The 25,947-nt window shown below is 56.4% G+C and carries 3 protein-coding genes; all 3 read right to left on the bottom strand.

Annotated features, from left to right (window positions below):
- Nucleotides 1-511 precede the first annotated feature (511 nt).
- The 3 genes from fliM to CEE69_RS07575 all read right to left on the bottom strand — a co-directional run bounded on the left by fliM (nucleotide 512) and on the right by CEE69_RS07575 (nucleotide 25,898).
- Nucleotides 512-1,810 (bottom strand): flagellar motor switch protein FliM, encoded by a 1,299-nt coding sequence (gene fliM, locus CEE69_RS07585; protein WP_099260106.1) that lies wholly within the window; start codon nucleotides 1,808-1,810, stop codon nucleotides 512-514.
- A 7-nt stretch (nucleotides 1,811-1,817) separates the two neighbouring features.
- Nucleotides 1,818-3,122: a glutamate-5-semialdehyde dehydrogenase gene (locus CEE69_RS07580; protein WP_099260105.1), complete on the bottom strand. Its 1,305-nt coding sequence runs from the start codon at nucleotides 3,120-3,122 to the stop codon at nucleotides 1,818-1,820.
- Between the two features lie 156 nt (nucleotides 3,123-3,278).
- Nucleotides 3,279-25,898: a tandem-95 repeat protein gene (locus CEE69_RS07575; RefSeq protein ID WP_099260104.1), complete on the bottom strand. Its 22,620-nt coding sequence runs from the start codon at nucleotides 25,896-25,898 to the stop codon at nucleotides 3,279-3,281.
- Nucleotides 25,899-25,947: the final 49 nt, after the last annotated feature.

Below are 25,947 nucleotides of genomic sequence, written 5' to 3'. Positions count from 1 at the left end.
TGGTCAATTTAGATCCTTGCCTGATCCATATCGCGGCGCTAATACGGTTTCAACTTGAGCGTAGATGTGAAGCTTGCGTGAAATGAGTTTGCGTTGTAGAGGGTTTGTGGATAGTATTCCTCCTGTCAAACGGATTTAGCCAGCCGAGTGGCTGGAAGTCAAAAGGTTAAACATGTCCATTCGATTCAATCAATCTTGCCCAACCTGCGGGCGGCGAATCGACATTCGCGCATCGTTACTTGGATGTACCGTCGCATGTCAGCACTGTGGTTCTGAGTTCACCGCATGCATGAGCGACACGGCTCAACCACGCGAATCTTCAGACGAGCTGCTCGACCGTGTCGAAGCGGCTCTCCAGCGAGCGGAGTCTGCCGCGCAGAAGAGCGGATTGACGTCGCCGTCGATTGTGTCGCAATCCGGCCAAAATTGAACCGGTTGTTGTCTGCGTGATTTCACCGGCAAGGCGGGCGGTCATGCCGCAGATTGCCCGCCGTCAGATGGCGGCGGTGAGCTACTGAGCTGAGGCTGGCTTTTTGGGCTCGGCTTTCGGGATCGGCTTAGGCGGTGGTGCTTGATTCTTGGCCTGGGCCGAGTTCAAGACGTTCTCCACCTCAGCGGGAGCGGATTCTGGTTCCGCTGAGTTTTGGGAGTCGTTCTCCAATTGTTCTTCTGGGTCTGCTTCTTCCGCGTCGCTCGGTTTTTGTTCAATGGTCGTTTGGACCTGAACCGCCTTTTTGCCTTTGTAGGCACCAGCAACCGCTGCGAATTTCGGGACGTCCTGAACGGACAATTCCAAGGCGGAGCTCGCCGCTTGCTCGGTGGTAATGATGTCACCAACGCTGAGATCCAGCAAATCGCTGGTTTTGATTTTCGACCGGGCCAACGTCACGACGACGTCCACGGGGGCGGCGTCAATGCTGTCAGCGATCTTTCGTCGCGATTTGGGTGTCGGGTTGGCTTTTCCGTAGCCAACCCAACCATTGCGAGAGAGTTTCGCGTTGTATTTTTCAATCGAATTGAAGGGGATGCACAGATTCATCATCCCCCGGTTTTTGCCGAGCAGGACCTCGAATCCCACCAAGATTGCCACTTCATTGGGAGGCACAATTTGGGCGAGCTGCGGGTTGCTCTCGGTGGTGTGGATTGTCGGTTCCAGCTGAATCACATTTTCCCAAGCCGGAACGATTTGTTCCAGGAACAGTTCCACGACGCGGCACATCAATCGTGTTTCGATTTCGGTGAGCGGCCGGCGGATCGTTTCGCCCGGGACGGGGTCGCCTCCGAGCATTCGATCGATGATCGCGTAAGCCAGTCCGGGTGCGATGTCGAGCACCCAGTGACCTTCCAAAGGCATCGGTCGGATGATGTTGAAACAGCTGGGATTGTCGAGGCTGAAGACGAATTCGCTGTAAGTGAGTTGGTCAACGCTCAGTAGTTTGACCTCGATCATCGTCCGGAGCAGGCCGGAGATCGACGCACCAAAATTCCGAGCGATCGACTCGTGCAACGAATGCATCGCCCGCATTTGGTCTTTGCCAACGCGTTCGGGGCGTTTGAAGTCGTAGGCGGTGACTCTGGCGCCGGAGGGCACACCGGGCGAGTAGGGCTTGGAGTCCGACGGATGGGCTGCCCCAATAGCGGGGGCGGAGGAGCCAACTGCCGCGTCTTTGTTGGCTTCGGTCGTGCGCGTGGAATCAGCCGAGTCTTTGTTTCCAGTGGGTGCGTCGGTACCTTCCTCGTCCAAATCGGCCGTTTCCATGGCCTTCAGAAGATTTTCGACTTGGTTTTGACTCAGTGATTCGTTGGACATCGTGTCCTCAGCCTCTTATGTGACCGTTCCCACGTACGATGTACTTGTAGCTGGTCAGTTCCCGCAACCCGCATGGCCCTCTTGCGTGAAACTTATCGGTGGAAATTCCGATTTCAGCACCCAAACCGAACATTCCGCCGTCGTTGAAGCGAGTGCTGGCGTTGACCATCACCGCAGAACTGTCCACCAAAGCGGTGAACCGCTCGGCCGCAGCCAGGTTGTTGGTGACAATCGCGTCGGTGTGCCCCGATCCATAGTGATTGATATGGTCGCCAGCGGCATCCAGCGAATCCACGACAGCGATGCTGATTTGCGGACCCAGGAATTCGGCACCGAAATCGGCTTCCGTCGCAGGGATACCGCCGGTCACGTGGGAAGCGGCTCTCTCATCGACCCGCATCTCAACACCGCGACTGGCCAAGCGTTTCGCGATCGCAGGAAGAGCTTCCGCGGCGATGGATTGGTGAATCAGCAGCGATTCGCAAGCGTTGCAGACACCCATTCGCTGGCATTTCGCGTTTTCGATGATGTCGACCGCCATCTCGATGTCCGCGGACTCATCGACGTAGACGTGGCAATTGCCGTCGTAATGCTTGATGACCGGCATGGTGGCTTCGGCGGCGACGCGACGGATCAGGTTTTCTCCGCCTCGAGGAATCGTGACGTCGATGTTGTCGGCCTGTTGGAGGAAATGGCCCACCGCGGCGCGATCGGTCGTTCCAACTAGCTGAACCGCGTCATCAGGAATACCGACGCGACGGCCGACTTCGTGCAAGACATCCATGATCGCGCGGCTGCTGTGTGCAGCTTCTTTTCCACCGCGAAGAATCACCGCATTTCCGCTTTTGACGCAGATCCCAGCCGCATCGGCAGTCACATTGGGACGACTTTCGTAGATGAAGAAAACGACGCCCAGGGGCACGCGACGCTTTTCGATACGCATCCCGCCCGGCCGAGCAAAGCCATCCAGGACTTCGCCGATTGGATCGTTGAGCCCTGCGATTTCACGAAGACCGGTGGCGATTCCGGCGATTCGGTCCTCATCCAGGCGTAGACGATCGATTCCCGCGTCGGTCAGTCCATATTTCGGCGCATTTTCGAGGTCCAATTGATTGGCCGCAACAATCGCGTCAGCTGCTTCGATCAATGCGTCCGCGGATTCAGTGAGCCATTGGTCCTTGATGTTTGTGTCCAGGGTCCCGAGCAAACGAGAAGCGGCTTTTGCACGACGGGCGATGTCGACGCATTGTGCGGCGAGGTCGTCGGACTGGAGAGCGTCGGTTTGGGTGTCGGTCGTGGAAGCGGTCGACATGGGAACCTATGGGTTCAGGTGGCAATCAATGGAATCGTGATACGAAAACCGGCTGAGGTCGGGAAAATCCCAATCTCAGCCGGTCGTACACATTGTCTGGCATTGGCTCGTTGAGGTCAACGTCAACGAGTTTGCCAGGTCATTGCTGATGGGGCTTTACAGCAGTTTCGCCATGGCGGCGTCCACCGCCGATTGCAGCGATTTGCTGCGTTCACCACTGCTTGATGAGCCTTCTTCACCATCGGAGTTGGCCGAGGCGATGCTGTCGAGAACATCGTCGCCCACGTCTGCCGAACTTTGTCCAACGACCTTGTCACTTTCGAACAGGACTTCGATCAAAGGTTCACCGGAGGCTGGCGAGGCCGAACCGTTCGTGCTGACATTGGACGTCGATACCGCTGCCGCGACACCGTCTCCGGTCACTTCAACGTTGGCCGAAGCCACGATGGGTTCACCCAACGGTTCGCTTTCGTTTCCGCCAGAGTCACGTCGGTTCAGTTCATTGATGACCTGCAGAGCATCCAGCGAACTGATGCGAAGGTCTCCACTGACGTCGTAGTAACGTCCCGGTTGCGAGGCACTTGGTCGACCGTTGTCTCCTTGCGACACATCCAAGTCTTCGTCCACAGTCGGTGTGTAGTCCGATGGGAAAGACGAGAAGCGGTTGAGATGGTTGATGATCAGCAGTGCATCCAACGCCGAGACTTCGCCGTCGTCGTTGACGTCGGTGTTCATATCTGGGTTTTGGAGACGACTGATGACAACCTGCAGGGACACGGTGGCCAGGCCACTGCGACGACCTTCGGAGTCAGCGATCGAGTAATCGAACGAGTCGCGACCCGTGTAGCCAGCCGCCGGGATATATCGCAGCGTTCCATCACCGACGTTCTGAACTTCACCCGCCAATGGTTGGCGTTCGATCTGAATCGAGCTGAAGTCCAATCCATCCGCATCAGTGAAGTTGTTGCTGATGTCGATCGTGATCGCTTCGTTCAGGAAGCCTGAGCGAACACTGTCGCGACCGACCGGTGCAGCGTTGGGGCTGATCGTGACGGTTTCTTCCGTGCTGAAGGCTCCTTCGTCGTCTGCGACGATGTAGCGGAACTCATCGTTGCCCGGGAAGTTCGTGAACGGGGTGTAAGTGATCGTTCCTTCGACAGGATCAATCGACACACTACCGAACGCCGGTTGCTTGGTCACGGTCAGCGAGCTTGGGTCGATGACGCCATCGACATCCACATCGTTGTCCAAGACCCGGATGACGGTGCTGCCGGGGCTTTGCAAAGTTGGGACATCGGGCTCGGTCACGGGACCATCGTTGACACCAGTGACACTGACGCTGACCAAAACCGAGTTGCTGGTTCGGATCGGTGTCGCACTGGCACCGGCCCGGTCGGCAACCGCGTAGCTGAACGAATCGTTAAGCGGCGCGGAGCTTGGTTTCAGCCCTTGTAGTTCGCTCGAGACGGTTGGGTCATACGTGATCGTTTGCGTGACTGGATCGAAGGTCACCAATGCACCTCGCAGTGAAAACTGCGGTGAGCTCATCACGATTTGCAACTCGTCAGGGTCGGTGTCGTTCAAGTCGACATCAACATCGTTGGCCAGCAATTCAGCCGCACTGATGACACGGATGGTGTCTTCATCGGTCGTGAAGCTATCCGGTGCTGGTGCGGGGAAGTCATTGACCGGTTGGATGTTCACTCGCAGAGTGATCGGCGTTCCGGCCAATCCTTCGCTGTCACGAGCAACGACTTGCAAGTCAACCGCACCATTGGCGTTGAGTGCAGGTGTGAAGGTCAGGATGCCATCCGGCGAGATCGCAGGTTGTCCATCTTGAGTGAACAATGCGGTGTCGGCGGAGTTAACGGTCGAGACCTCGAACGAAACCGATTGGTTGGATTCGTCGATCGGTCCAGGTGAGATGTTCGTTGCCCACTGAGTGGTGTATGGGCCACGGTCTTCTTGAACTCGAACGGTTGGTCCAGCGGTGAAGGTCGGAGCGTCGTTGACCGGGTCCACCGTGATGGTGAACGTTCGGATCGTGGACGCATTGATGTCGCCATTGCCGGCATCGTTTGGTCCTTCATCGAACAACTGCACCGTGAAGGTGGCTGATCCGTTGAGGTCTTCCGCAGTCACGTACGTCAGAGTCGCATTGCCTTCGGAATCGATCGAGGCAGTTGGTGCGACGTCAAACAGTTCAGGGTTGTTCGAGGTTTGAATGATCTCGAACTCAAGTGGTTGACCACCCGCATTGGTGCCGATTTCATCGTCCGCTCCGGGAGGTCCGGCTTGAACGTTAGTGGCCCAGTTTTCAATCACCACACTTCCGCGACCGCCGCCATCGTTTTGGTCTTCATTGCTGGTCACATCGCCGGCACCGCTGAATTGAGGTGCGTCGTTGACTGCGAAGACTTCGAACGTGACTGTTCCCGACGCGATACGAGGTTCGTTGATCGGTTGGCCGTTGTTGCCGACCGGGACGGTGACGCCGTCGTCAGTGACGGTGTAGATGAAGCTATCCGTGCCGACAAAGTTGGCTCGAGGCGTGTAGGTGAATCGAGTGATGACACCGTTTTCGGTCACACTTTGCAGCGTGCCGCCTTCTGCCGTGGTCACGGGGATTGGCGTGGTCAACGACAGCGTTTGGTTGCCGCCTGGGGTGTTGTCAGCCAACTCGTTGGCCGGTCCAACGTCGAACACGTCCAGCAATCCAGGTGAAGTTCCGTCGCCGTTGACCAGCACGTCGAATGTGCCGTCTTCTGACAACGAGAAGTCCAGTGGGTTTGTTCCAGGTGCGCTGAATTCCGGTTTGATGAATGGGCGGTCATTGACCGGTTGAACATCAATGGTCAGCGTGACCGGCAGAGAGGATCGCAGGTCACCTCGCGTGCTGTTCTCTTGCTGATTCGATCCAGGCAGGATTTCGGTCAGGACCACTTCGAACTCAAACGTGCCGTAGACATCCGCTTGAGGTTGGAAGGTCAGGACGCCATTGTCGCTGATCTCAGGACCATCGATGAAGAAGTCTTGCAACTCATCATCCAGGAAGGACAGCGTCTTCACGGTGAAGCGAACGTCTTGGCCGTTGATGAAGTCGACTTCATCAAACGCACTCAATGGTGGGCCAGCGGCAATTCCGACGGCGAAGTTGTTGATCCGTTGTGGAGCCCCATCTTCGGCGACTTCGTAGGACAGATCATTCGCGACGAATTGAGGTCGGTCGTTGACCGGGTTCAGATTCAACTGCACGATCGACGTCGATGTGCGACGGTCTTGAACCAACGTTCCCGTGTCGCTGGAATAGGTTTCGCCATCACCGGGGAAGTCATCACGGACTTCGAACTCGAAGGAGTCGAACGGCGTGCTTGGGTCAATCGCGTTGTTGAAGTCCACGGGAGGTGTGTACTCCAGACCGATCAACAGGTTGCCTTCGAATTTCGGCGTCAGCGTTCCGCCCAAGACAGTGCGATCGGGGAAGTCGAACAGTTCGAGTTGTTGCGGGCCACCGGTTGGGAAGCCAACGCTAAGCGATTGATCTTCGTTGTCCGCACCGACGGTGTAGATGTCCAACAAGCCGATTCGCTGGTACGAGCCAACTTGGACCAAAGCTTCCGGGATCGCACGACTGAGCGGGATGAAGTAGTTGCCCGTCGTGACGGCGTTCGCAGGATCGCTGCTGCCGGTCGGCTGGGTGTTGTCTTCACGCAGCGTGTACTGAATCACTGCTTGATCGTCGAAGCCATCGCCATCGGTGTCGGTGATGCCGGAGATCGAGTAGGCCTCGTCTGGATCGTTTGGCACCGCGTCGCCGGTCAGTCCCGTTCGAATGCGTGGAGCATCGTTGACTGGACGGACGTTGACTGTGAACGTCGTGGCAGGGATTTGCGAAGGAGCAATTCCACTTTCGACCGGATAAAGTTCGAACGTAGCTTGGCCGACTTTGTCAGGGTTCGGTGCGACGGTCAGCGAAGCTTCTGTGTCGCCGCCGACGTAGTTGACAACCGGGAGGCTGGCCAGCACGCCATTCGGGTCAGCGATCAAACGGACTTCGAATCCGGTGACGATCTGGGACAGCAATTCGTCCGATGCGGTCGATGTTGCTGAGAAGATCTCGGTCAGGAAGTCTTCGACGGTCGTCGTGCTCAGGTCATCTCGTTCCAAAACATCGACCGTGCTGAGGTCGTTGTTAAAGACGGGAGCGTCGTTGACCGGATCCACGGTGATTGTGATCGTTCCGGCATTGACTGAGCGACGAATCGCGTTGATGTCCTGTCGCGTTTGGGCCGGTGACGTGATGCGGGTGAAGGCATCGTCTTCCACCGTGTACAGCAACAATTCGCGTGCAGCGAATGGAAGCTCACTGTTGTAGTTTTCAGCCGGATCGAATGTGACGCCGCTGAAGTAGCGACGATCTTGACCCGCGACTTGAATGGTCTCGACGGTGAACGTGTACGTTCCGCCGGCATCGCTGTCGATGGTCGCAGTCGTTGCACCAGCGGGAACCGAGTTGATCTCGATCGCGTTTCCACCTGGCGTCGAGAACGACACAATTCGAAGGCTCTGTTCGTCTTCATTGAACGGAGCACCGAGTCGGTTGTCGAACATGCCACTGGCATCGGTCAATTCGCCCATGCGAATCGCGGAAACCAGTTGCAGCGAAACAAGCGATTGGCCAGCGGGAACGCCCAGTGCGGACGAGTCGGCCAAAGCACCAATACCGGCGGCACGCAGTTGCTCTTGCAGGGTCGTCGCAACGATGTCGGAGGAGTCCGCCACCGTGAATGGCACGATGACGTTGGCACCTGCCGTTTGCTGACCGGACAGATTGAACTCGACGACGTGGGTGGTTCCAGCATTGTCGGTGATTTCAAATCGCTCTCCGTCGATCAATCGATCGCCAGACGGAACCAAAATGTTGGTGCCGCTGAAGGCAATGCTGGTCGGCGATAGCGATTCAGTGATTGCGTTGGAGGTCAGCAAAGTGACACTGTTGCCACTGGCAGTTGCTCCGATGTCCAGCGTACGCAGGACATCCGCCAAAGTGATTGCAACGTCGTCGATGGATCCCGCGGCGTCGTACTGGACGACCGCGTCGTTGCCCGCCGTGAGCGTGCCGGTCGTGTTGAGCTCAATGCGACGCACAACACCGTTTTCGTCGGTCAACGAGAACGTTTCACCGCTGACCAAGTCACCGATGACTGGCAGGACGATGTCGGTCCCGTTGAACGTGATCGCGGTTCCGGTTGGATCCACTGAAACAATGTCGACTGTGTCGATCTGCGATGAGGTCAGCGTGACCGACTGAGCGTTCACACTTTGGCTGATCAAGGCGGCTTCCAACGCGGCGGAGATTTCCGCACGCGTGTCGCCCATCGAGTATTGAACGAGGACCGCATTCGGGTCGATCAAGGTCGTGCCTGTTTGGAACTCAGCAACGACCAGCGTTCCGTCGAGCAGTTCGACGATCAGTGCATCGCCGGCTTGGATGCCGGTTCCCGCAGGAACGATGACGTCGGATCCGTCGGGAACCAAACCGGCTCCGGCACGGTTGACGCTGATTGAAGCCACGCTGTCCATTCGGACGCGGAACTCTTGTTGTGTGCCAGCGGTCTCGACGGCACCAAATCCAGCCAGCAACATCGCGTCCGCGAGTGCCGTTGCGGCTTCTTCGGCGGTGCTGGTGTCACTGATCGAAACAGGGATCGCACCCGAGACCAAAACCGATCCGGTCTTGGTGAAGGCGAAGCGAGTTGGTGTGCCGGCGTTATCCGTGACGGTCACGATCTCGCCATCGGCGATCAACCCGCCCTCAGGAACCGTGATTCGGCCCGCAGCGGAATCGACCACGACTGCGTTCTGCCCAGCGACAAACGAGAGTTGACCAGAGGCGTCGAAGTTCACTGTCGCACCCGAAACGGTCCCGCCGAATCCGAGCGAACGCAGCGTCAATTCGAGGCGAGTCGCAAGTACGTCGGCGGTCTCACCGTCGGCGAACTGAACGACACGGTCCGAGCCGATGGAAGCGATTCCGGTCGTGTTGAATTCGACCACCACGCGGCGTCCGTTGCCGGCGGTGACGATCAAAGTCTCACCGTCTCGCAGTTGATCCGCGTCGGCCATAGTGACGGCCGATGTCGTGGCCACGATGGCCGATGGGGTCACGTTCACACCGTCGAGCAACATCACGTCGCTGATTGTCAGTGGTGTGTCTTCAACCGTGGTCGCAAAGCGATCGTAGGCAACTGGAGCATCGTTGACCGGTTCGACAAAGATCGTCGCCGACTGCGTGACAGAGATTCCCGCAGGATTGCGATTGCCTCGATCCGTATCGTCGCTGACATCGCCGACTGACGTGTCTTCGTTGATGCCGTTGTCCGTGGCGGTGTAGGTGAACTCGATTTCGCCGTACACGTCCGGTGCTGGCAAGAAAGTGACCTCGTTCGTGTTCGGATCGAGGGTCAACGTGCCTTGGGTTGGATCAACCAATGCGACCGCGGTGACAACGACAGGTGCGTCATTGTTGTTGGTGCCCGAGTTTTCGTCGGTGGCATCGGTCGGACCAGCCATGTCGTTGCGAGTCAAGTACGCCGTTGGGAAGACCAAGACAGTGTCTTCGGTTGGCGTCGGGACCGCACCGGTGAAGAAGCCGGTGTAGTCCGTGTTCGCATTGCCGTTTGCATCGGTCAAGCCAACGTAATCGGCGGCCAAAACAGGAGCGTCGTTCTGAGGCGTGACACGAATGCGAGCCGTGGCGGGTTGTGAGATTGGTCCGATTGCATCGAACTGGTCACGAACGCCGTTGGCAATTCCGAGCACGTCGCGTTCAGCTTGGCTGAGCGAAGCATTCAGGTTGGTTTCCAAATCGGATGGCAATTCAGAGATGCCGTTGTCGATCAACGTGAATGTGAACGCGTCGACTGACAAACCACCCGCAACCGTTCCATTGTCGCTGTTGAAATCAGCAGCAGGCGTGTAAGTGATCTCGGTGATCCACTCGTTCGTTGGGTTGAACGTCGCGGTCAGCTTGCCACCTTCTGGCGTGCTGGCTTCTGCGAAGCGGTTGTCCTTGTTGATGGTCGTTCCGCCGGCCGTGATCGAATGCACAAACACGGTTTGGTTCGGTTCGTCCTGCACGTCGGTGCTGGATCCCAGGTTGAACTGAGCGTCCGCATCGGGGGTCGATCCGGCGATCAGTTCCGCAGCAGAGATCGTCAATGGTGAACCACCGTTAGTCGCGGTCGCTTCGACCATCACAAACGATTGGTCGGTCGCACCCGGTGCATCATTTTCAGGGACCACGTTGACGGTCACGGTTCCGCAAACTGGCGGGTCACCAGCGTCGACATCGCAATCGATGTTGCCAAGGTTTTGTTGCGTCGACAAACGATAGGTGAACGTGTCGATCCCATAGAAGTCAGGGTCGGGCACGTAACGGAAACTGCCACTCAGGTCGTCGCCTGCATCGGTGTCGATCTCGAGTGTTCCGTTGGTTGGTTCATCCACGACGAAGTAGCGAACGGGCAAAAGTTGACCGGCACGGTTGGCGGCACTGATCAAACCTTGCGACGCGTCCACATCAAGCGTTGCGTCTTCGAATGCCGTGTAGGAACGTGGCTCTGGTTCGGGCAATGGAATTGGCAAGACGGAGACGAGGTAGTCTTCCACTTCTCCGCCGATCGCAACGCCATCGGGGCCAATGTTGCCAGCGTCGTTCACGCGGAAACGAGCCCACGTGTCAAACGGCAAGCCACCGACGGTCAACGGCGTTGTGACGTTGACGATGTTCGTGCCCGTGGTCACGGGAACGTTCGACAACACGTGCTCATCGTCATCGAACACACCGTTGCGGTCGAAGTCGATCCAGCCGTTCAGCAAGCCACCACCGACGACGTCAACGGCGATGTCAGTGCCCGCTTCATCGAATGGGTTGAGGAAACCAAGAACCTGATCGGCGTTCAGTGACGTGAGGACTTGTCCGCCCGCTCCAGGTTCGCCGAAGACACGGAAGAAGTTCAGTCCATCGTCGAAGCGAACGATCGATACACCGTCTTCATCATCGATGGCACGAACGCGAATTCCTTCGGCGTTGGTTGGATGGGTCAGTGCATCCACTCCGCCACCGGTGAAGTCGAGTTGCGGACGGATCGCTGTTAACAACGCGATTTCGATTTCTCGTAGCGAGTTGCCAGTGTTGAAGAGAACCGGGATGTTCCCTGGTGATGGGTTGGTTGCCGCATCCAGGAATTCGAAGGTGAACGATTGCGGACCCACGACTAACGTGATCGTGTCGCGAACGGTCGGCATCGATGTAATCTCGATGTCGATGATGTCCGTGTCGGTCGACAATGAAACCGACACTGCAGCACTGCTGGCCGAGATCGGAATCGTGACATCATCGCCGATGACATCGTTGGTCGCCGAGTTGGACGGAGTGCCATCCGCTTCGGTGTCGATGCTGCTACCGAGTTGAATGGATGTTCCGTCGCTGATCACAGCGTGCCGAGCACCGTTGCCGGGGATCGAGCTGTTCAGAGGGCTTTCCAACAACGTTGCATAGCTGGCAGGAGCATCACCAAAGTCGAAGCGAACTTCGGGCATGATGATGGTGAATCGCGTTTCGTCGTTGACTCGCGTTTCGCGAACTGGATTTCCGGCCAAGTCCGATACCGCTGGAATGCTCAGGCCGGTGACATCGACAACGCCATCACGGGTGAACTGGGCTGTGACTGCGTTGGCACCATCGATCAGCAACGTACCGCCACCAGGAGCGAAAATCTCGAGGCCAAGGTTGGCATTGAGGATCGTTCGCTGCAGCGTGGCAGCAACCGAAGCTTCGCTGAATGTTGCTGAAGGCAGGAACTCAACCGGAACCGCACCGCCGCTGATGCCACTGACAACCAACCCACTGGTTTCGGGGCTGATCGTGGTGACCGTGCGTACTTCACCGGCCGGGACGATCGAAGAAGCTTCGTTAAGCTTAATCGAATTGCCCGAAACGACTGGAGCTAATTCGTCTGGGTAAACCGCGCTGACGACAGCGGCCGCCTTGGTTGCGAGGGCTGCGGCGTCGTCCCCACCGCCAATCAAAATCAATCGATCCGGGCTGGTGAGCGACGCGTCGGTTGTGAATCGGAAGGTGGTTGCAACTCCGCCAACATCCAACGTGAACGTCGTGCCATCGACGTCGGCACCGGTTTGTCCGGCCGGGACCGTCAGCGACAACGATTCGGTAACGCCAGGCATGCCGGAGCGGGATAGCTGCGAGTTGGTGATGTCCAAAACATCCGAAGCGAGTCCACCGAGCAGGACGCTACCATCGCCGGTGACCTGAGCTGAATCCAGGCCGAGCGTTACGTCGCCGACAGCGGTGACGATCGCCTGTGCAATCTCATCCGGAGTGCTGGTGCGAGCGATCGGCACCTGACGCATGGTTTCGGTTTCAACGAACGAGTTGCTGTCATCGAAGACAAACTCAACCGTCGTTCCATTGTTCGTGTACAGGAAGCTCTGCCCTGACTCGACACCGTCCGTTGTGCCATTGAGTTCCATTCCCGCGACGGTGGAGCCACCGGTTCCCAGAGTCACTGTGTGACCGGAGAGCGTTCCGAGTTGGATCGAATCGAAACCAATGGCGACCGGGGCCAAGTCCAATCGCTGAGCGTGGGTTTGACCGGAGCCCGCGTGGACGGAGTTGATCGCGGCGAGGATCTGATCGCGAATGTCTGCGATGTTTCCGACACCGGCCAATTCAACCGCAACGTTACCAGCAGCGGTCGAACCGGTGAGGTTGATCTCAAACGATTGGCTGGTTCCATCCGGTGCAGTGATCGTGAACACATCTCGGTCATTAAAACCGCTGGTGACGTCCAAGATCGTGAGCGTGGATGTTTGTGGGACAGTGACTGAGATGCCGCTTTCGAATTCGAAGACGGTCGGTCGACCGGCTGCATCCACAACGGTGACTTGATCGCCGTCCGAAATCTGATCGCCACTGACAGTATCAAACGCAATTCGCGGTTGATTGTTCAAAGTGATTTCGTAGACAGCGTCTTGACGCCAAAGGCCTGCCAAAGGCGTTAGGCGAATCGTGCGGCTGTTCGCGCTGTAGCCGAAAGTGAAGTCACGATCGGGCAACAAACGCCGTCCATTTTCAGTCAGTAAAACCGAATCGACGGTGATGGTGTCAGGATCAGGACCGGTGCCCGAGGGATCCACCAATTGAATTTCGAAGAATTCGACGGTTTGCTCGGTGTTCGTCAAGCGAACGAATGAGCTGCCCGGGTCGGTGTCGCCCGACGTTACGTTTTGAGCCGCCGCTTCGACACCATCCGCATCGAATGGGTTGATCAACAATGCGACTGGGCGGCCATCATCGGCACGGTCCAACGCACCGCGGTCGATGAAGACATTGGCACCTGCACCACCGGAACCACTGGATTGACCATCGACTCGCGGTTGGCCATAAGCGTCAAACGCGGGAGCAATGATTGGCGAGGCGGAAATGCCGACGGGATTCTTGACCGTGTTGAAGAAACTATTGCGATCCGGCAACGAAGCAAACGAGCTGTCGATGACCGGGCTGTTCTCAACCGGGATGTACAACGACCGTGATGGGTCTTGGAACAACGCGGTTCCATCAGCAATGACAATTGACGAACTGGCAATCGGCAACGTCGAGTCGGTGCCGTTTTCGTGGAAGGCGTTGCCGCCAACGACGGTGTTCCCAGAGGTCGTCGTGTCGACTTGGATTCCAACGTCGAATCCAGAGATGACATTGTTGAGCAGGGTTGGGTTGGCACGTCCATCAACTGTGATGCCGTCGCCACCGCCAGTGTTGACAACCGTGTTGTTGACGATGCGTCCGAACAGGTTCGGTGCGGGGCTTTCGCCATCGTCGAAGGTTCCGCCGCCGAACAGAATGCCACCGGTGCCCGAGTTGGACACGACGTTGTTGATGATGACCGCACCGGGAATCAATCCGGTTGGGTTCTCGTTGCGGAGCAAGCGAGCGGAGCCTGGCAGCGTGTCTTGGGTTGCACCGTTGGTCGTGTTTCCTTGACCACGGTCGCCCAACGTCGCCGAGATGCCGTAGTTGGCCGAGTTGGAGATGAAGTTGCTGCTGATGATGATCTGGCCTTGATCATCGGTTCGGTTCACATCGGTGATTCCGAATTGATAATCCACCATCAGAACGTCGCGGTCAGGGACTCGTGCCGAGGCATCGGCGTTGGGTCGGATGGTCAGTTGGTACTCACCAAACTGTTGATCCGTCACGCTGATGGGGGCTCCTCCAAACACAGCACTGTTGCTCACGACAACATCGTAGAAACCATTGGTTGGTGCGGTGAAGTTCAGGAAAGCGCCGCCGATCGTTTCTCCGGGGGCGGTTGTTGGAACAAAACCAGAAAGCCCAAGGAAGTTCGCATTGATGTCAAAGTTGGCACCAGCATTCAGAACCGAAATCACGGGCAATTCAAGGGCGTCACCCGCCTTCGTGAATCCGAGCGAATCCACATCGATGTCAATCGATTGACCGGCTGAGAGATAGATGCGGACGGAGTCCGTGTCATTCAATGGGTCAGAGGGAAGGACGATTAGGTCGTCAACAATGTTGTTTGGAGAGACGCCAAGGTTGACCGCGTCGCCAATCTTTCCGATGCCAACGAAGGTGTCCACGTCTCCATTGACGAAGCCGGTGACAGAAGACTGAGCGAGTTGGTCGAAGAAGTTGACGTAATCAACGGTGTCTTCGTCGTGATCGACGACTGCAATCCGGCGACTCGTTGCGATGCCAGCGGACGTTTCTTCCGCGACCAAGTCCATCTTGATGAAACGACCACCGCTGGGGTTGAGCGTAATGGCATTGCCGAACAATTCAACTCGCGACGAACTGGAAACACCTTGTTCCGCACTGTCGGACGTTGCCGCTGTGATTGCGAGAACGTTTTGCACTTGCGGTGAGTTGATTGCGTCGCGAATCGCTCTTGCCACGTCGGCAGGGTCGGTACCACTCGGGTCGAACGGCACGCGAACGTTTCCGGTTTCGACACCATTGCTATCGAGAATGCTATCGAATTCGAAAGTCAGTTGCCGGGTGCCATCATCCAGGACAAACGTATCACTTTCGGTAACGGTCGAGTCCAGGCTGGTGCCGACGTCAATCAGCGTGAATCCAGCGGGAGCGATCAGGGTGACAGCTCCGTCGGCCAAACGGTCGTTGGAATCGAATGAGCGACCTGAGCTGATTTGTTCATTCAGTACCAAGTTGATTGGATCGTAGTCCTGTGGGACTCCGTAATCATCCGCGGTACGGATCTCCAACGAATAGGGACCGACCAACGTTTCATTTTGGCGTTCTGGCTGAACTGATTGCGGGTGTGAATCAGGCAAGATTGCTGGGTCGAACACATAGTTTGTGTTGTTGACGGGCGCGTTGACGACCATTTCGCCACGTTCAGCCAAGCCGATGATGATGTCGTCGATGTAGACACCTTCGACTTGGTTGGTGGCGGCACCAGCGGTCCGGATTTGGTTCGTTGCGTATGCCGACGATTCACCGGTCCCAAACTCATCGCCAGGCATGGACGTCCCAACGAATGTTTCCATTTGGGAGACTCCATACGATCCGATGTCAGTTGCCATCGCGTTGTACAACCGGATCGTATCGCCACCATAAATCGGATACTGATCCGAAGCTGCGATTTCGTCGAAGCCAGTGGCGACTGACGCCATTCGTCCGAAGCCTTCAGCGAAAGCTTTTCGCATTTGTTCGGCGACTTCGTTTCCGGTCTGATTGACCGTGACTTGAATTGGAGTCGGACGCGTGTCGAACGGAGCATTCACATCAGGGTTCACCACGGTCGCGAATGACACCACCAAGGAATCGGTGTCGGAAAGTTCGACCGACTTTGCGTTCAGCAGATGAACTTCACGCTCGTTGACAATGACGCCTTGCAATTCGCTGTCGATGGCCGCAACCACCCGGCGTGCGAGAGCATCGGCAGTGTCGTTGACGTCATAGAAGATTTCAAACTGGTTTGCCGGTGGTGTCGTGACGAACGTGTAGGTTTGCGAGTTAAGCGAGAACGGATCGTCTTTGCGGAAAACAGTGAAGGATTCACCGGGGATGATCTCGCTGCCCTTGGGCAATGTGATCGGGATCGCATACGTTTCGATCGACGATTCAGCCAGCGTTGTTGCCGTGGTGGCAGAATCGAGGAAGGCGAACGCCACATTGCCCGCCAAACGGAACCCGTCTGCGTTCTGGTCGAGGTACGCTTGGAAGTTGTTGGAGATTTCGTTGAGGGCCAACACGATGTCGGAGCCCAACTCATCGGGCGTTGACAATCGGTTGAAGTAAATCTGGATTTCACCAGGGTTGGCAACACTCAGGCCTTCACGGACGAACGTGATGGTGGTCGTTTGGAACCCGCCGAAGATGGTGATTTCCTCACCGTGATGCAACAAATCACCGGAAGGTATGTTGAAGTCCCAGATGACGTCGGTTTCCGTGACTGGTGCCACGGTGATCGAAGTGGTGCCGCTACTCGGCGTGACGCTGTTTGCCGCAACTGACAGCGTGTTGCCGTTGACCACGGCGCTGAAGTTCGTCGGCAAGTCTTGAAGGATCCGACGTGCGAGCGTTGATCCTGCCGTGCCGGCATTGTCATCCGAGAATGGGATGATTTGATCGCCAATCAAATCAGGCAAGCCACTGTCTGCGAATTGGATCGTGTAGCTCGCGCCGTCCGTGTCAACAAATGTGATTTGCTCACCGTCTGCGATCGAAGCGCCGTTGGGAATCTGAACTTCGATGCGAGCTTCGTTAGCTGCTTCTTCAACAATGGTGATCGCTGTCGGTGCAGCAATGAAATCTGCGTCCGTGTTTGGGTCAAGGAAGACGATGTCTCCCGATGAATCGACGTAAGCTTGCGTGTTGGTCGGCAGTTGCTCGACGATTTTCGCTGCGATGGCTTGCTTGGTGTCGAATGGATCGACGTAAATTTCACCCGCCACAAATGTGTTCGGAGGAATGGAATTGTCGACATTCGTGTAAGTCAGTGTCGTGACAATTCCGTCCGGCCCGGTGACCAAGATTTGTTCACCGACTTCGAAGGTGGCTTCGGTTGGTACAATGACACGAGTCGCGGTGGTGTCGATATCAGTTGGGTTGGATTGTCCCGCAGCAATATTGGCGTCAACCAAAACATCGCTGGCGCCACGGAAGCTGACCTTTCCATCACTTTCAAAGTACGGAGCCAACGACGTGTCCACTGATGCAACGACTGCACGAGCGACGTCATCGGCGGTCATGCCGACGTCGAAAATGACTTCGTTCAGTGGTTTGGGGGTCGACGATGGGGCGGTTGTGAAGGTGATGATTGTCGGACCATTCGGTCCTGTGACAGCGATTTGATCACCAATTTCCAGGTCGGCTCCGGATGGGAAGACGACGTCGCGACCCAGGACCGTTTCGTACAGGTAGCTGTACTGAAGGCTGTTCAGTGACGTGTAGGCGTCAAAGAGATCTGGATCTTGGATAGCAACCGAGAAGTCCGTGAAAATATCGTTGTCGAGGAAGGAAATGACTTCGCCATCGACCAAGTTTTTGCCAGCGGTTCCGGAAACATTGATGGACCCAAAGTGGGTGCGCATCGAGCCCGAGGTGGAGAAGTCAAATCGAATTTGAACGTTCTCGCTGCCGGCTAGTGGTGAGACATCGATGCGAGCTTGACGCCAATCGTTGCCGTCGTCGAAGATTTCCTGAACGACGACGCCGGTTTCGTTGAAGTAGTCATACTCGTCGTAGAATGCCAGTTCACGGTAGTTGTTGTTGGTTGCCAACAACTTCCATTCGCCATCGTCGCCAGCGCCAAAGACACGGAAGGAATCGCTTTGGTCACGGGTGCGTGTGTAGTCATCGTCTGCTTCGACGTCGATGAAGTAGCTGAAGTACAACGTCGGTTTATCAGCGGGGTTGATTTCACTCAAGTCAAACGGACGAGAGACAACCGATCCTTGACTTCCGCCGGGAGCAATTTGTCCCAGAGCGTCGCCATCGGCGCGAGCGATGGTGTTGTCCGCGGCATCACTGGTGACCTCGAAGCCGTAGTAAAGGCTCGCACCACCGGTCGTGTCGATTCGAGTTTGAGAATCATCGAAGAACAACCCGTGGCCATCATCATCTCGACGGTCCGTGGTGATGTGCCAAGGGTTATTTTGCAAGTTGCTGAAAGCAATCCCAGTCACTTCCCGTGCGCCATCGCCGACGGAAAGTCCACTGGAGAATTGCATCTCGATGGCTGATCGGCCGTTGTAAAAGACGTTGGCCGGTTTGATCGATTGTCCATCCAATTGCAACGCGTACAACCAACCATCGTCAGTGGCAGCGAAGACAATTTGTTGCAGTCGACCGTTTTCGACCGTTTGTGGGCCAAACGTCATGCTTTCGAAGACTGGATACTGTTCGCCAGTAGTGAAGTCGAACGGGGCGCCGGTGTGATTGGAATCTGCAACCACTCGTCCGTAGTAGGTCGTCTGAATCACGCGGTTGTAACCCGTCAATTCCACGTTGTCCTGTGGTGCAGGAATCGTGTCGTTGGGATTAAACGAGTGAATGCCGCCGAGGTCGGTCGTGGCCAGCAATGTCTGATTGCCCAGTCCACCGGGGATGTAGGCCAAACCTGTGATGTCACCACCGTCTCCACCGGTGTCATAAATGAAACCAGTGTCGATCACACCGTGTTCAACGTCTGCCGAAGTGGTGCCATAGAACGGACGATAGGGAATCGTTCCATCGAAGTTGCGGTGTGCGTCCGTGTCGGTGCTACCGAGCGAAGTGATTTGACCGTTTGAAGCAACAGCTTGGTACAAAATGTTGCGGGTCAACTCATCGGGGATCTCGCCACGACCGTTGTTGTCACGCTCGCCAACCAAGAAGAAGCGTTCGTTGTCGCTGACAGCGGATGTGTTGATGCTGGTTCCGGTTGGCCCAGCCTGGAACGCCATCGCGTTGATGTCGAGTTGAGCGTTGGGGTCCGCTTCCAGATCCGCCCCCGCTTGGTTATTCCGCAAGTAGGAGACCCCGTCGTCGCCGACGTTGCTCGCTGCACCATCGAACGGGCTGATGTTCAGGAAGTTACCAACGTTGCCGTTGTTTTCCGGGCCGCTCTGCGGTCCAAGGCTATACGAGAACAATTCCCCATCGCGACGAATCGCAAGGTCGCCAGTTGGCTGGCCAGATTGACCGATCAAACGGTCCACTTGACCGTTGAATGGGTTGACGCTGACGAGCACGCTGTTGTTGTTGCCTGAAATTGAGCCGTCCAGCGACACAAACAAGCGGATGTCGTCGAACGAATACGGCACGACCGAGGCCGAGTCGAAGATCGGTTCGACAATGGGAGCTTCGGCGGTGTAATCAAGGAATCGGCTTTCGATGGACCGAAATTCGTCCCCGTCGGCAATGGTGCTGCTGACTTCCAGACGGTCCTCTGCAATCCGGCGGACGGAATTGATCGGCATCAATCGAGTCAGCGGGTTGGCCGAATCGGGATTGAAGAATTGATCCAGGGATTCAGGAACTGCCACTTCACCAGAAACGGCAACGTAGTAAGTGCCCTCGGGAAGTTGGACCGGGCCGATGTAAGCATCCAAAACACCAGCGGAGCCAGCGTCGAGGTTCGACATGTCGACACCGTTGAGCGGACTACCTTGGTCGTCGGCAATGTTCGAATCTCGACTGTGCAGGATCAACTGACCTGCTGCGTTGTAAACCGAGATCGTTGAGTTGACTCGGCCCAATGCATCGGCGTAGTCAATGTCAAAGGTCGTGGTGACAAATCGGTTTTCGCTGTCAAAAACGTCCGGTGAAATTTGTTGTGCGAACAAGTCCACTCGGTACACGTCGACGTCTTCGATGCGAACATCCAAGTTGGTCGAATCGATGTTGCCGATTTCACCAGTGATGACCAACGACCCGCGATCGGATGTCAGCAGGTTGCCCACTGTCTGAGCGTTTCCAGTGGTGAATCCGAGACGGTTGTTTTCGGTTTCGAGCGTTTGCTCATCGCCACTGTTGCGGTTCGCTGGAGTTGGATCGATGTAGCGAACTTCTTCACCGACATCGCCCGCAAGCGGCGAATGCAATGGAGCACCGGTGACCGCGATCGCATCGGTGGCGTATCGAATGTCAGCCAGTTGAACCGTTGAACCAGCCGTTTCATCCGTTTCACGCAGTCGCAATGACAGTTGGTACTGACCATCGGTCTTTTGATTCAGAGTGCGAACGCGAACGTAGTAGGTGTTGTCACGCTGCGTGTCACCTGGCAGGACGACTCGGAATCCAGCATCCAGTGCGTTCGGTGACTCAACGGAACCTGTTCCCAATTGGTAAAGCGGTCGCACGTCATCAACCGATACACCGTTGGGGAGATTCGGGTTGGCGTACAGTTTGGTTTGGTCGGTCGTCGAGACTTCCGCGTCGGTGAGCTCCGAGAAACTGTTGTTGCTGCTGGCGACCACGTCTTCGTTGACATTGATCAATTCCACGACGGTATCCAAACCGAAGGATGTTTCATCGATGTCGATGAACAGTTCGGTTCCACCGGTGGCCGTGAAGCGATACACGTCTTGGTCTTGCGGCGTGGCCAAGGTGCCGCGAACGTTGAAGCCGAGACGTTCATTTTCATCGCCCGCGTATTCGTGCTCTGCGAGGTCACCGATGACTTGGGCGTCGTCAGGTGTGGCATTGATGGTGATGTCGGACGCCAACGCTCGTTCGTTTTCCAGAACGTATGCAACGTTGCGATCGTTGACATAGGCTTCTAGTTGCAGTCCTTGCCAATCGCCTGCGGCTGGATCGGTGGCGTTGGCCGCGGTTTGCAGCAAAGCACGACCATCGGGTGTGTACCCCGCACCGACTGTCACATCGTTCAAACTGGTCAACACAACGGGGTTGCCAGGTGTTCCGATGACTTGCAGTGTGCCACCGATGCGATCCGTGATATCCAGAGGACGTCCGCTGCCGACCAAAGTTCCGTTCGGTCCAAACTTGACGACAAGGCTTTGACCCACATCGCTCTTCAGTCGCAGAGCACCGTAGAAGTGGTTGGTCATTGAGACCACGGAACCTTCGACGATATGGACGATATCGGTGTCGTCCCAAACGCTGTCGGTGGTGATGACCTCACTGCGGACACGCAATCCATTCAGCGTGTTGAGGTCCAACATGTTGCCCGCGATCAGCGGTCCTTGGTTGTCCAAGTCCGTCGCGATGATGCTGCTAGAACCAGTCGAGCGACCGGTGTCCAATACATCATCGAAGTTCAGCGCATCGGGATTGATGCTGATCGCGGCACCTTCGTTGTCCGCGATCACGTTGTTCAGAATGACAGGTTGGCTGCCGCGAACAAAGATGACGGACTCGTCATTGAAGCCACGGCCTTCGCGTGTGCTGGTGCTGGCGAATCCATCGGCGTTGCGAGTGAATGTTGAGTTGGCAACACGCACGTCGGCCTGAAGGATTTCTAAGGCGTTGAATTCGGTGAAGCCACCTTCGACAGGACTGGTGCCGCCACCGAAACGAACTTCGGCGAAATCAAGGCTGGCCGTCGTGTCTTGGCGGAAGATCAAACCACCCCAATCGCCCGGCGTACCCGTGCTCGCACCATTGTTGTTGCTGTCGAATGTTCCGCCAGCACCGTAGGTGTCATCCGATCGCGAAGTGAAGATGACTTTGTTGCCATCGTTTCCTTCCGCATAGAAATCAGCGCCGAAGGTGGCCTCAATTCGGGCTGACTCGGATTTCACGATGATGCCTGGATCGATCGTCAAACGCGCGTCGTAGCGTGGTAACAATTTGGTTCCGCCATCGGCGTCGTTACCCAAGGTTTCGCCAAGCAACGACGTTGCGGAGAACGACGTCAGTCCATTGTCCTGGAAGCTGGTCTCATCCAGCATCAATCGTGCAACGAGGACATATTCACCTGTGATTGGTGTCGATCGATAGAGGTTGCGGCCAACAAAACCCTCGGCAGTCGGCGGCAAGTCGTCGAGGAAGATTCCATCGTTGCGAGAAACAACTTGCATCGCACTGGCAGCGCTTGCACGCGATTCACCACCGTACGGATCCACAAACGTCATGCGGTAATCGTAGGCTTGATTCTCAACCAATTCGCTGATTCCAACCAACCCAGGAACTGTGTTGGTCGTGATACCGCCCAGGTCCGGGCTTTGCTCGCCGGCGAGAATACCACCTCGAGTTGTTCCGTCATCGAGATAGAACGTTGCGCGACGATCCAATTGGGTCACTAATTCATAGCGGATGACACCAACGGGAGCGGACAGATCGCGACGATACAAATTACGACCGGCAAATTCAGACGGAGCCGATGGCAAATTGCTCAAGCGGACCGCGCCGGTTGTCGACGACACCGATCGTGTCGCCAAACTGACCAAAGACTCATTTCCATCTTCGGTGACGTAGGTCATGACATAGTCGTACAACCCATCCGCCAGCGAACCGCCGGCGGTCGAGGTTTGCACCGTGACGCTGAGGACATCCGGTCGATCTTCCAACAGCAATGGACCGCCGGGGTTGCCCTCGATGGTCAGCACTTCGCTAATGGCGTGAACGATGTCATGATCATCGAAACGACCACTGACGGTCATCGGTTGCAGTTGGCCGGCGGCGGGCGTGTCCACACGTACAAACAACGCGTTGATCGTGTTGTTGATCAGCGTGTTGCCAGCGATTTCAGGTCCGACTCGTCCGTAGTCGCTGGTAAAGGAGGCTACCGATTGATAGCGAGGCGAATGAAAGTTGGTTTCGCGGAAGCTGTCAGGGTCAGCGCTGATGGCGGCATCGGCGCTGTTCATGATCGTGTTGTAGATCAACGTTGGGCGACTCTCGTGCATTTGCAGAGGCGTCACAACCGGCGCGTTGGTGTCAATTTTGCCGCCACCGTATTGCATGTTGGCGTGCGAGACGTAGTCCAGGAAGATCCCTTCGGTCTCCCAAACAGGACGTCCTTCGGCAAAGTCGAAGTCGTTGCGGAATTCGACGCCGGCCCAGTGACCGGTCGATGGGACCGTTGGTAGTGGGTTGTTATCGATGCCGATGGTGGGGTCGTCAAAGCTGGTGAAGAAGACTTCACCGCCATCGGTTGCGACTCCGTTGGAATCGACAAGAACCGGAGTCCCCAAGACTTGAAGGGCGGCCAGCGATCGATCTTCGTCGACCGATTCACTACCGACGCTGATTTTGGCGGTGCGCAGTTTTAGAATCGCACCCGCGTCAACCATGACGGTGACACCTTTGGGAACTTCGAAGACGTCGCCATCTTCGAGGGCCCGGTCACCTGTTCCACCACGACCGATCTCGTAGGCGGGGTTGTCTTCAACCGTGGAGATCAGATTGTCAGCACCTGCACTTGGGAGCAAGCGGACGATGTCACCGGGACGCGACAATTCGAAAGCACGGTCGATCGTGCGCAGAGGTGTGGCAAAACTACCATCGTTCGTGTCGTCCCCATCGGCATCTTTCAGCACGTACAGGACGCGAGGTTCATCGGCAGCCGATACTTCGCGGGCCGTTCGGAACCAGAAGTTGAATTCGCCGCCTTCGACGCCATCTGCATCTCCGTCCAGTCGCGAGCCGGCGGTATCAGTGATCGTGTTGTTACTGTCAGGTTTGAACGTGACACGCAGTTGATAAGTGCCTTCGGTACGGCCACCAAGTGCGCTGCCTTCGACTTCGCCGTTGTAGGCATCGTTGCCAGTGCTGCTGACACCGAGAACGTAATCGCCGGCGCTGACGTCGACGGACACCAGCGAATCATTGCTGAAGAAGTCGTCGTTCGAAGCGACCAATTCGTACGTGATCGGGTTTGATCCGGAAGCGGGAACGACGCGGTACAGTTTGACGAGTGTGTCCAACAGACTGCTGTCATCCAGTCGCTGTGCGAAAGTTTCCGCGGTGATGCGACCGGTCTCCGTGACACTGAAAGAGTAGAAGTCGACATCGTCGCTCTCGGGACGATGCAACGCCTGACCCAGCGTGATGTCACTTTGACTGAGGAATTCTGGCTCGGTCGGCAGGTTGGGAAACGAGTTGCCAGCGAAGTCACTGAAGAATTCCGAATTGGGTTCGTCGGGGCTAGATCCACCCGCGGCGACACCATCGGGTTGTTCAAACAAATCACCGATTCCGATGACATTGCCAACGCCTCGGAGGGCTTCTACGAACCAGCTGGGGCGATTGTCAGGCGACAAACCGTAGCCATCGAACCACGGTTCACCGGCGTCCATGACCAAGACACCACGAGATGGATCTTTCTCGTTGACTCGGTACAAACTGTACGGAGTGCCTTCGCCTGCACCGGTGTCAGCGGTCAAAACAACCGCTTGCAAATCACCTGTGACGAATTGAAGTCCGCTGTCTTCGGTCTCAACGAACTGGACGCCCATTCGTTTGGAATAGAGATCCAAGACTTCGCGAACACGCTGCTTCTGTGCTTCCGTGATTGCGTTGGAAAGCTTTTGCCCTTGGGTACCTGTGCCGTACAGTTCAGCGAAGTTGTACGGGTAGATGTTGATACCGGTGGTGGTATCGATTTGCTGGGTCAATTGAGCTTCGCGAGCGTAATCGCGAAGACCAGCGGCATCGAATGCGCCTGGCCAGTTAGGGATTACGTCGGTGGTCGATTGAATCAGACCGCCATCGACCAGAACACTTTGAGATCCGCCTCCGAAGTTGGTTCCGAGAGCTTGCGCATCGCTGAACGTATCGGGCAGTTCCAATGCAGTGACGTCCGAAGGAGACGCTGGAATGGCATCGCCACGTCCGATTCGCAAGCGGAATGTCCCGCTACCGCTGTTGGATTGGGGGCCGAGCAGTGTGTCGCCGCCGTTCACAACATCGGGCAATTCTGACAGGTCTGAATCGAACGTCAGCGTGGCACGATTGAGAGCCGGATCGTATTCGACGAGCGTCGGTGCGTAGACCGGATCGTCAGTGTTCTCAACCGTGTCGTTGGTGAAGATCAGTTTGTAAAAATCTGGATTGACGACCGGCAGCAAAACCGTATCGGTTGATCGAACCACACCCGCGTTGAGATTGGACAATGGATCGTCGTTGAAGTACACGTGAACTTGATCACGAGCTTGGACGCGCGAGGTGCCATTGAGCGTGATTGGTTGCGGGACAACAGCCACCACCTTGGGTCCGACTTCAATCTCGAAATCGATGTTCACCGCGGGACGTTGCGGATCGTCTGGTACTGCGGGTGTGACCGCTTGTCCCGATGCATCTCGCAACGCAACCACACCGGTCGTCGTGTCGTCGTAACCCGAGATGACAATGCGGTAGCGATCGTCTGCCAGGGTTTCAGCAAAACGAGCCACCACAACTCGGCCGCCGCTTTGATCGCCTTCAAAGCCCAGGAATCCAGGTTGAATCGGATCGTTGAAGTCTTCGCTGTCAAACGTTCCGTCCCCGCCCGCAGCAACAAAACGAATTCCATCCAGCGTGTTGCCGTCGACTTGCGAACCGCCATCGAAACGGAACGTCAACTCGGAAGGGGCCACCGACAGAACGTTGTTGTCGTTCAGGTCGAACTGCGACCCAGTGTTTGCCGCCACGCTGACCAACCGAGGCCCGCTGATGATTTCCGCCGCGAGCAATTCGCGTCGCTCGAGTGTTTGGTGGTGCAAACGGCGAGGTTGCGTCGAAGAACTGCCGCGTCGGCGAAGATTTCGTCGTTGGGTCATGGTTGACCGAGGCCTTGCAGAATATGAATCAAAAACGGGAGGGAATAAT

It is taken from the genome of Rhodopirellula bahusiensis, from assembly GCF_002727185.1.
In the GTDB taxonomy this organism is placed as follows: Bacteria; Planctomycetota; Planctomycetia; order Pirellulales; family Pirellulaceae; genus Rhodopirellula; species Rhodopirellula bahusiensis.
This window is presented reverse-complemented; position numbering and strand designations above follow the sequence as displayed.

Bases quoted from the DNA above. Each gene is read 5' to 3' on its own strand.
- fliM (WP_099260106.1), bottom strand. From the start codon at position 1,810: ATGTCCAACGAATCACTGAGTCAAAACCAAGTCGAAAATCTTCTGAAG.
- CEE69_RS07580 (WP_099260105.1), bottom strand. From the start codon at position 3,122: ATGTCGACCGCTTCCACGACCGACACCCAAACCGACGCTCTCCAGTCC.
- CEE69_RS07575 (WP_099260104.1), bottom strand. From the start codon at position 25,898: ATGACCCAACGACGAAATCTTCGCCGACGCGGCAGTTCTTCGACGCAA.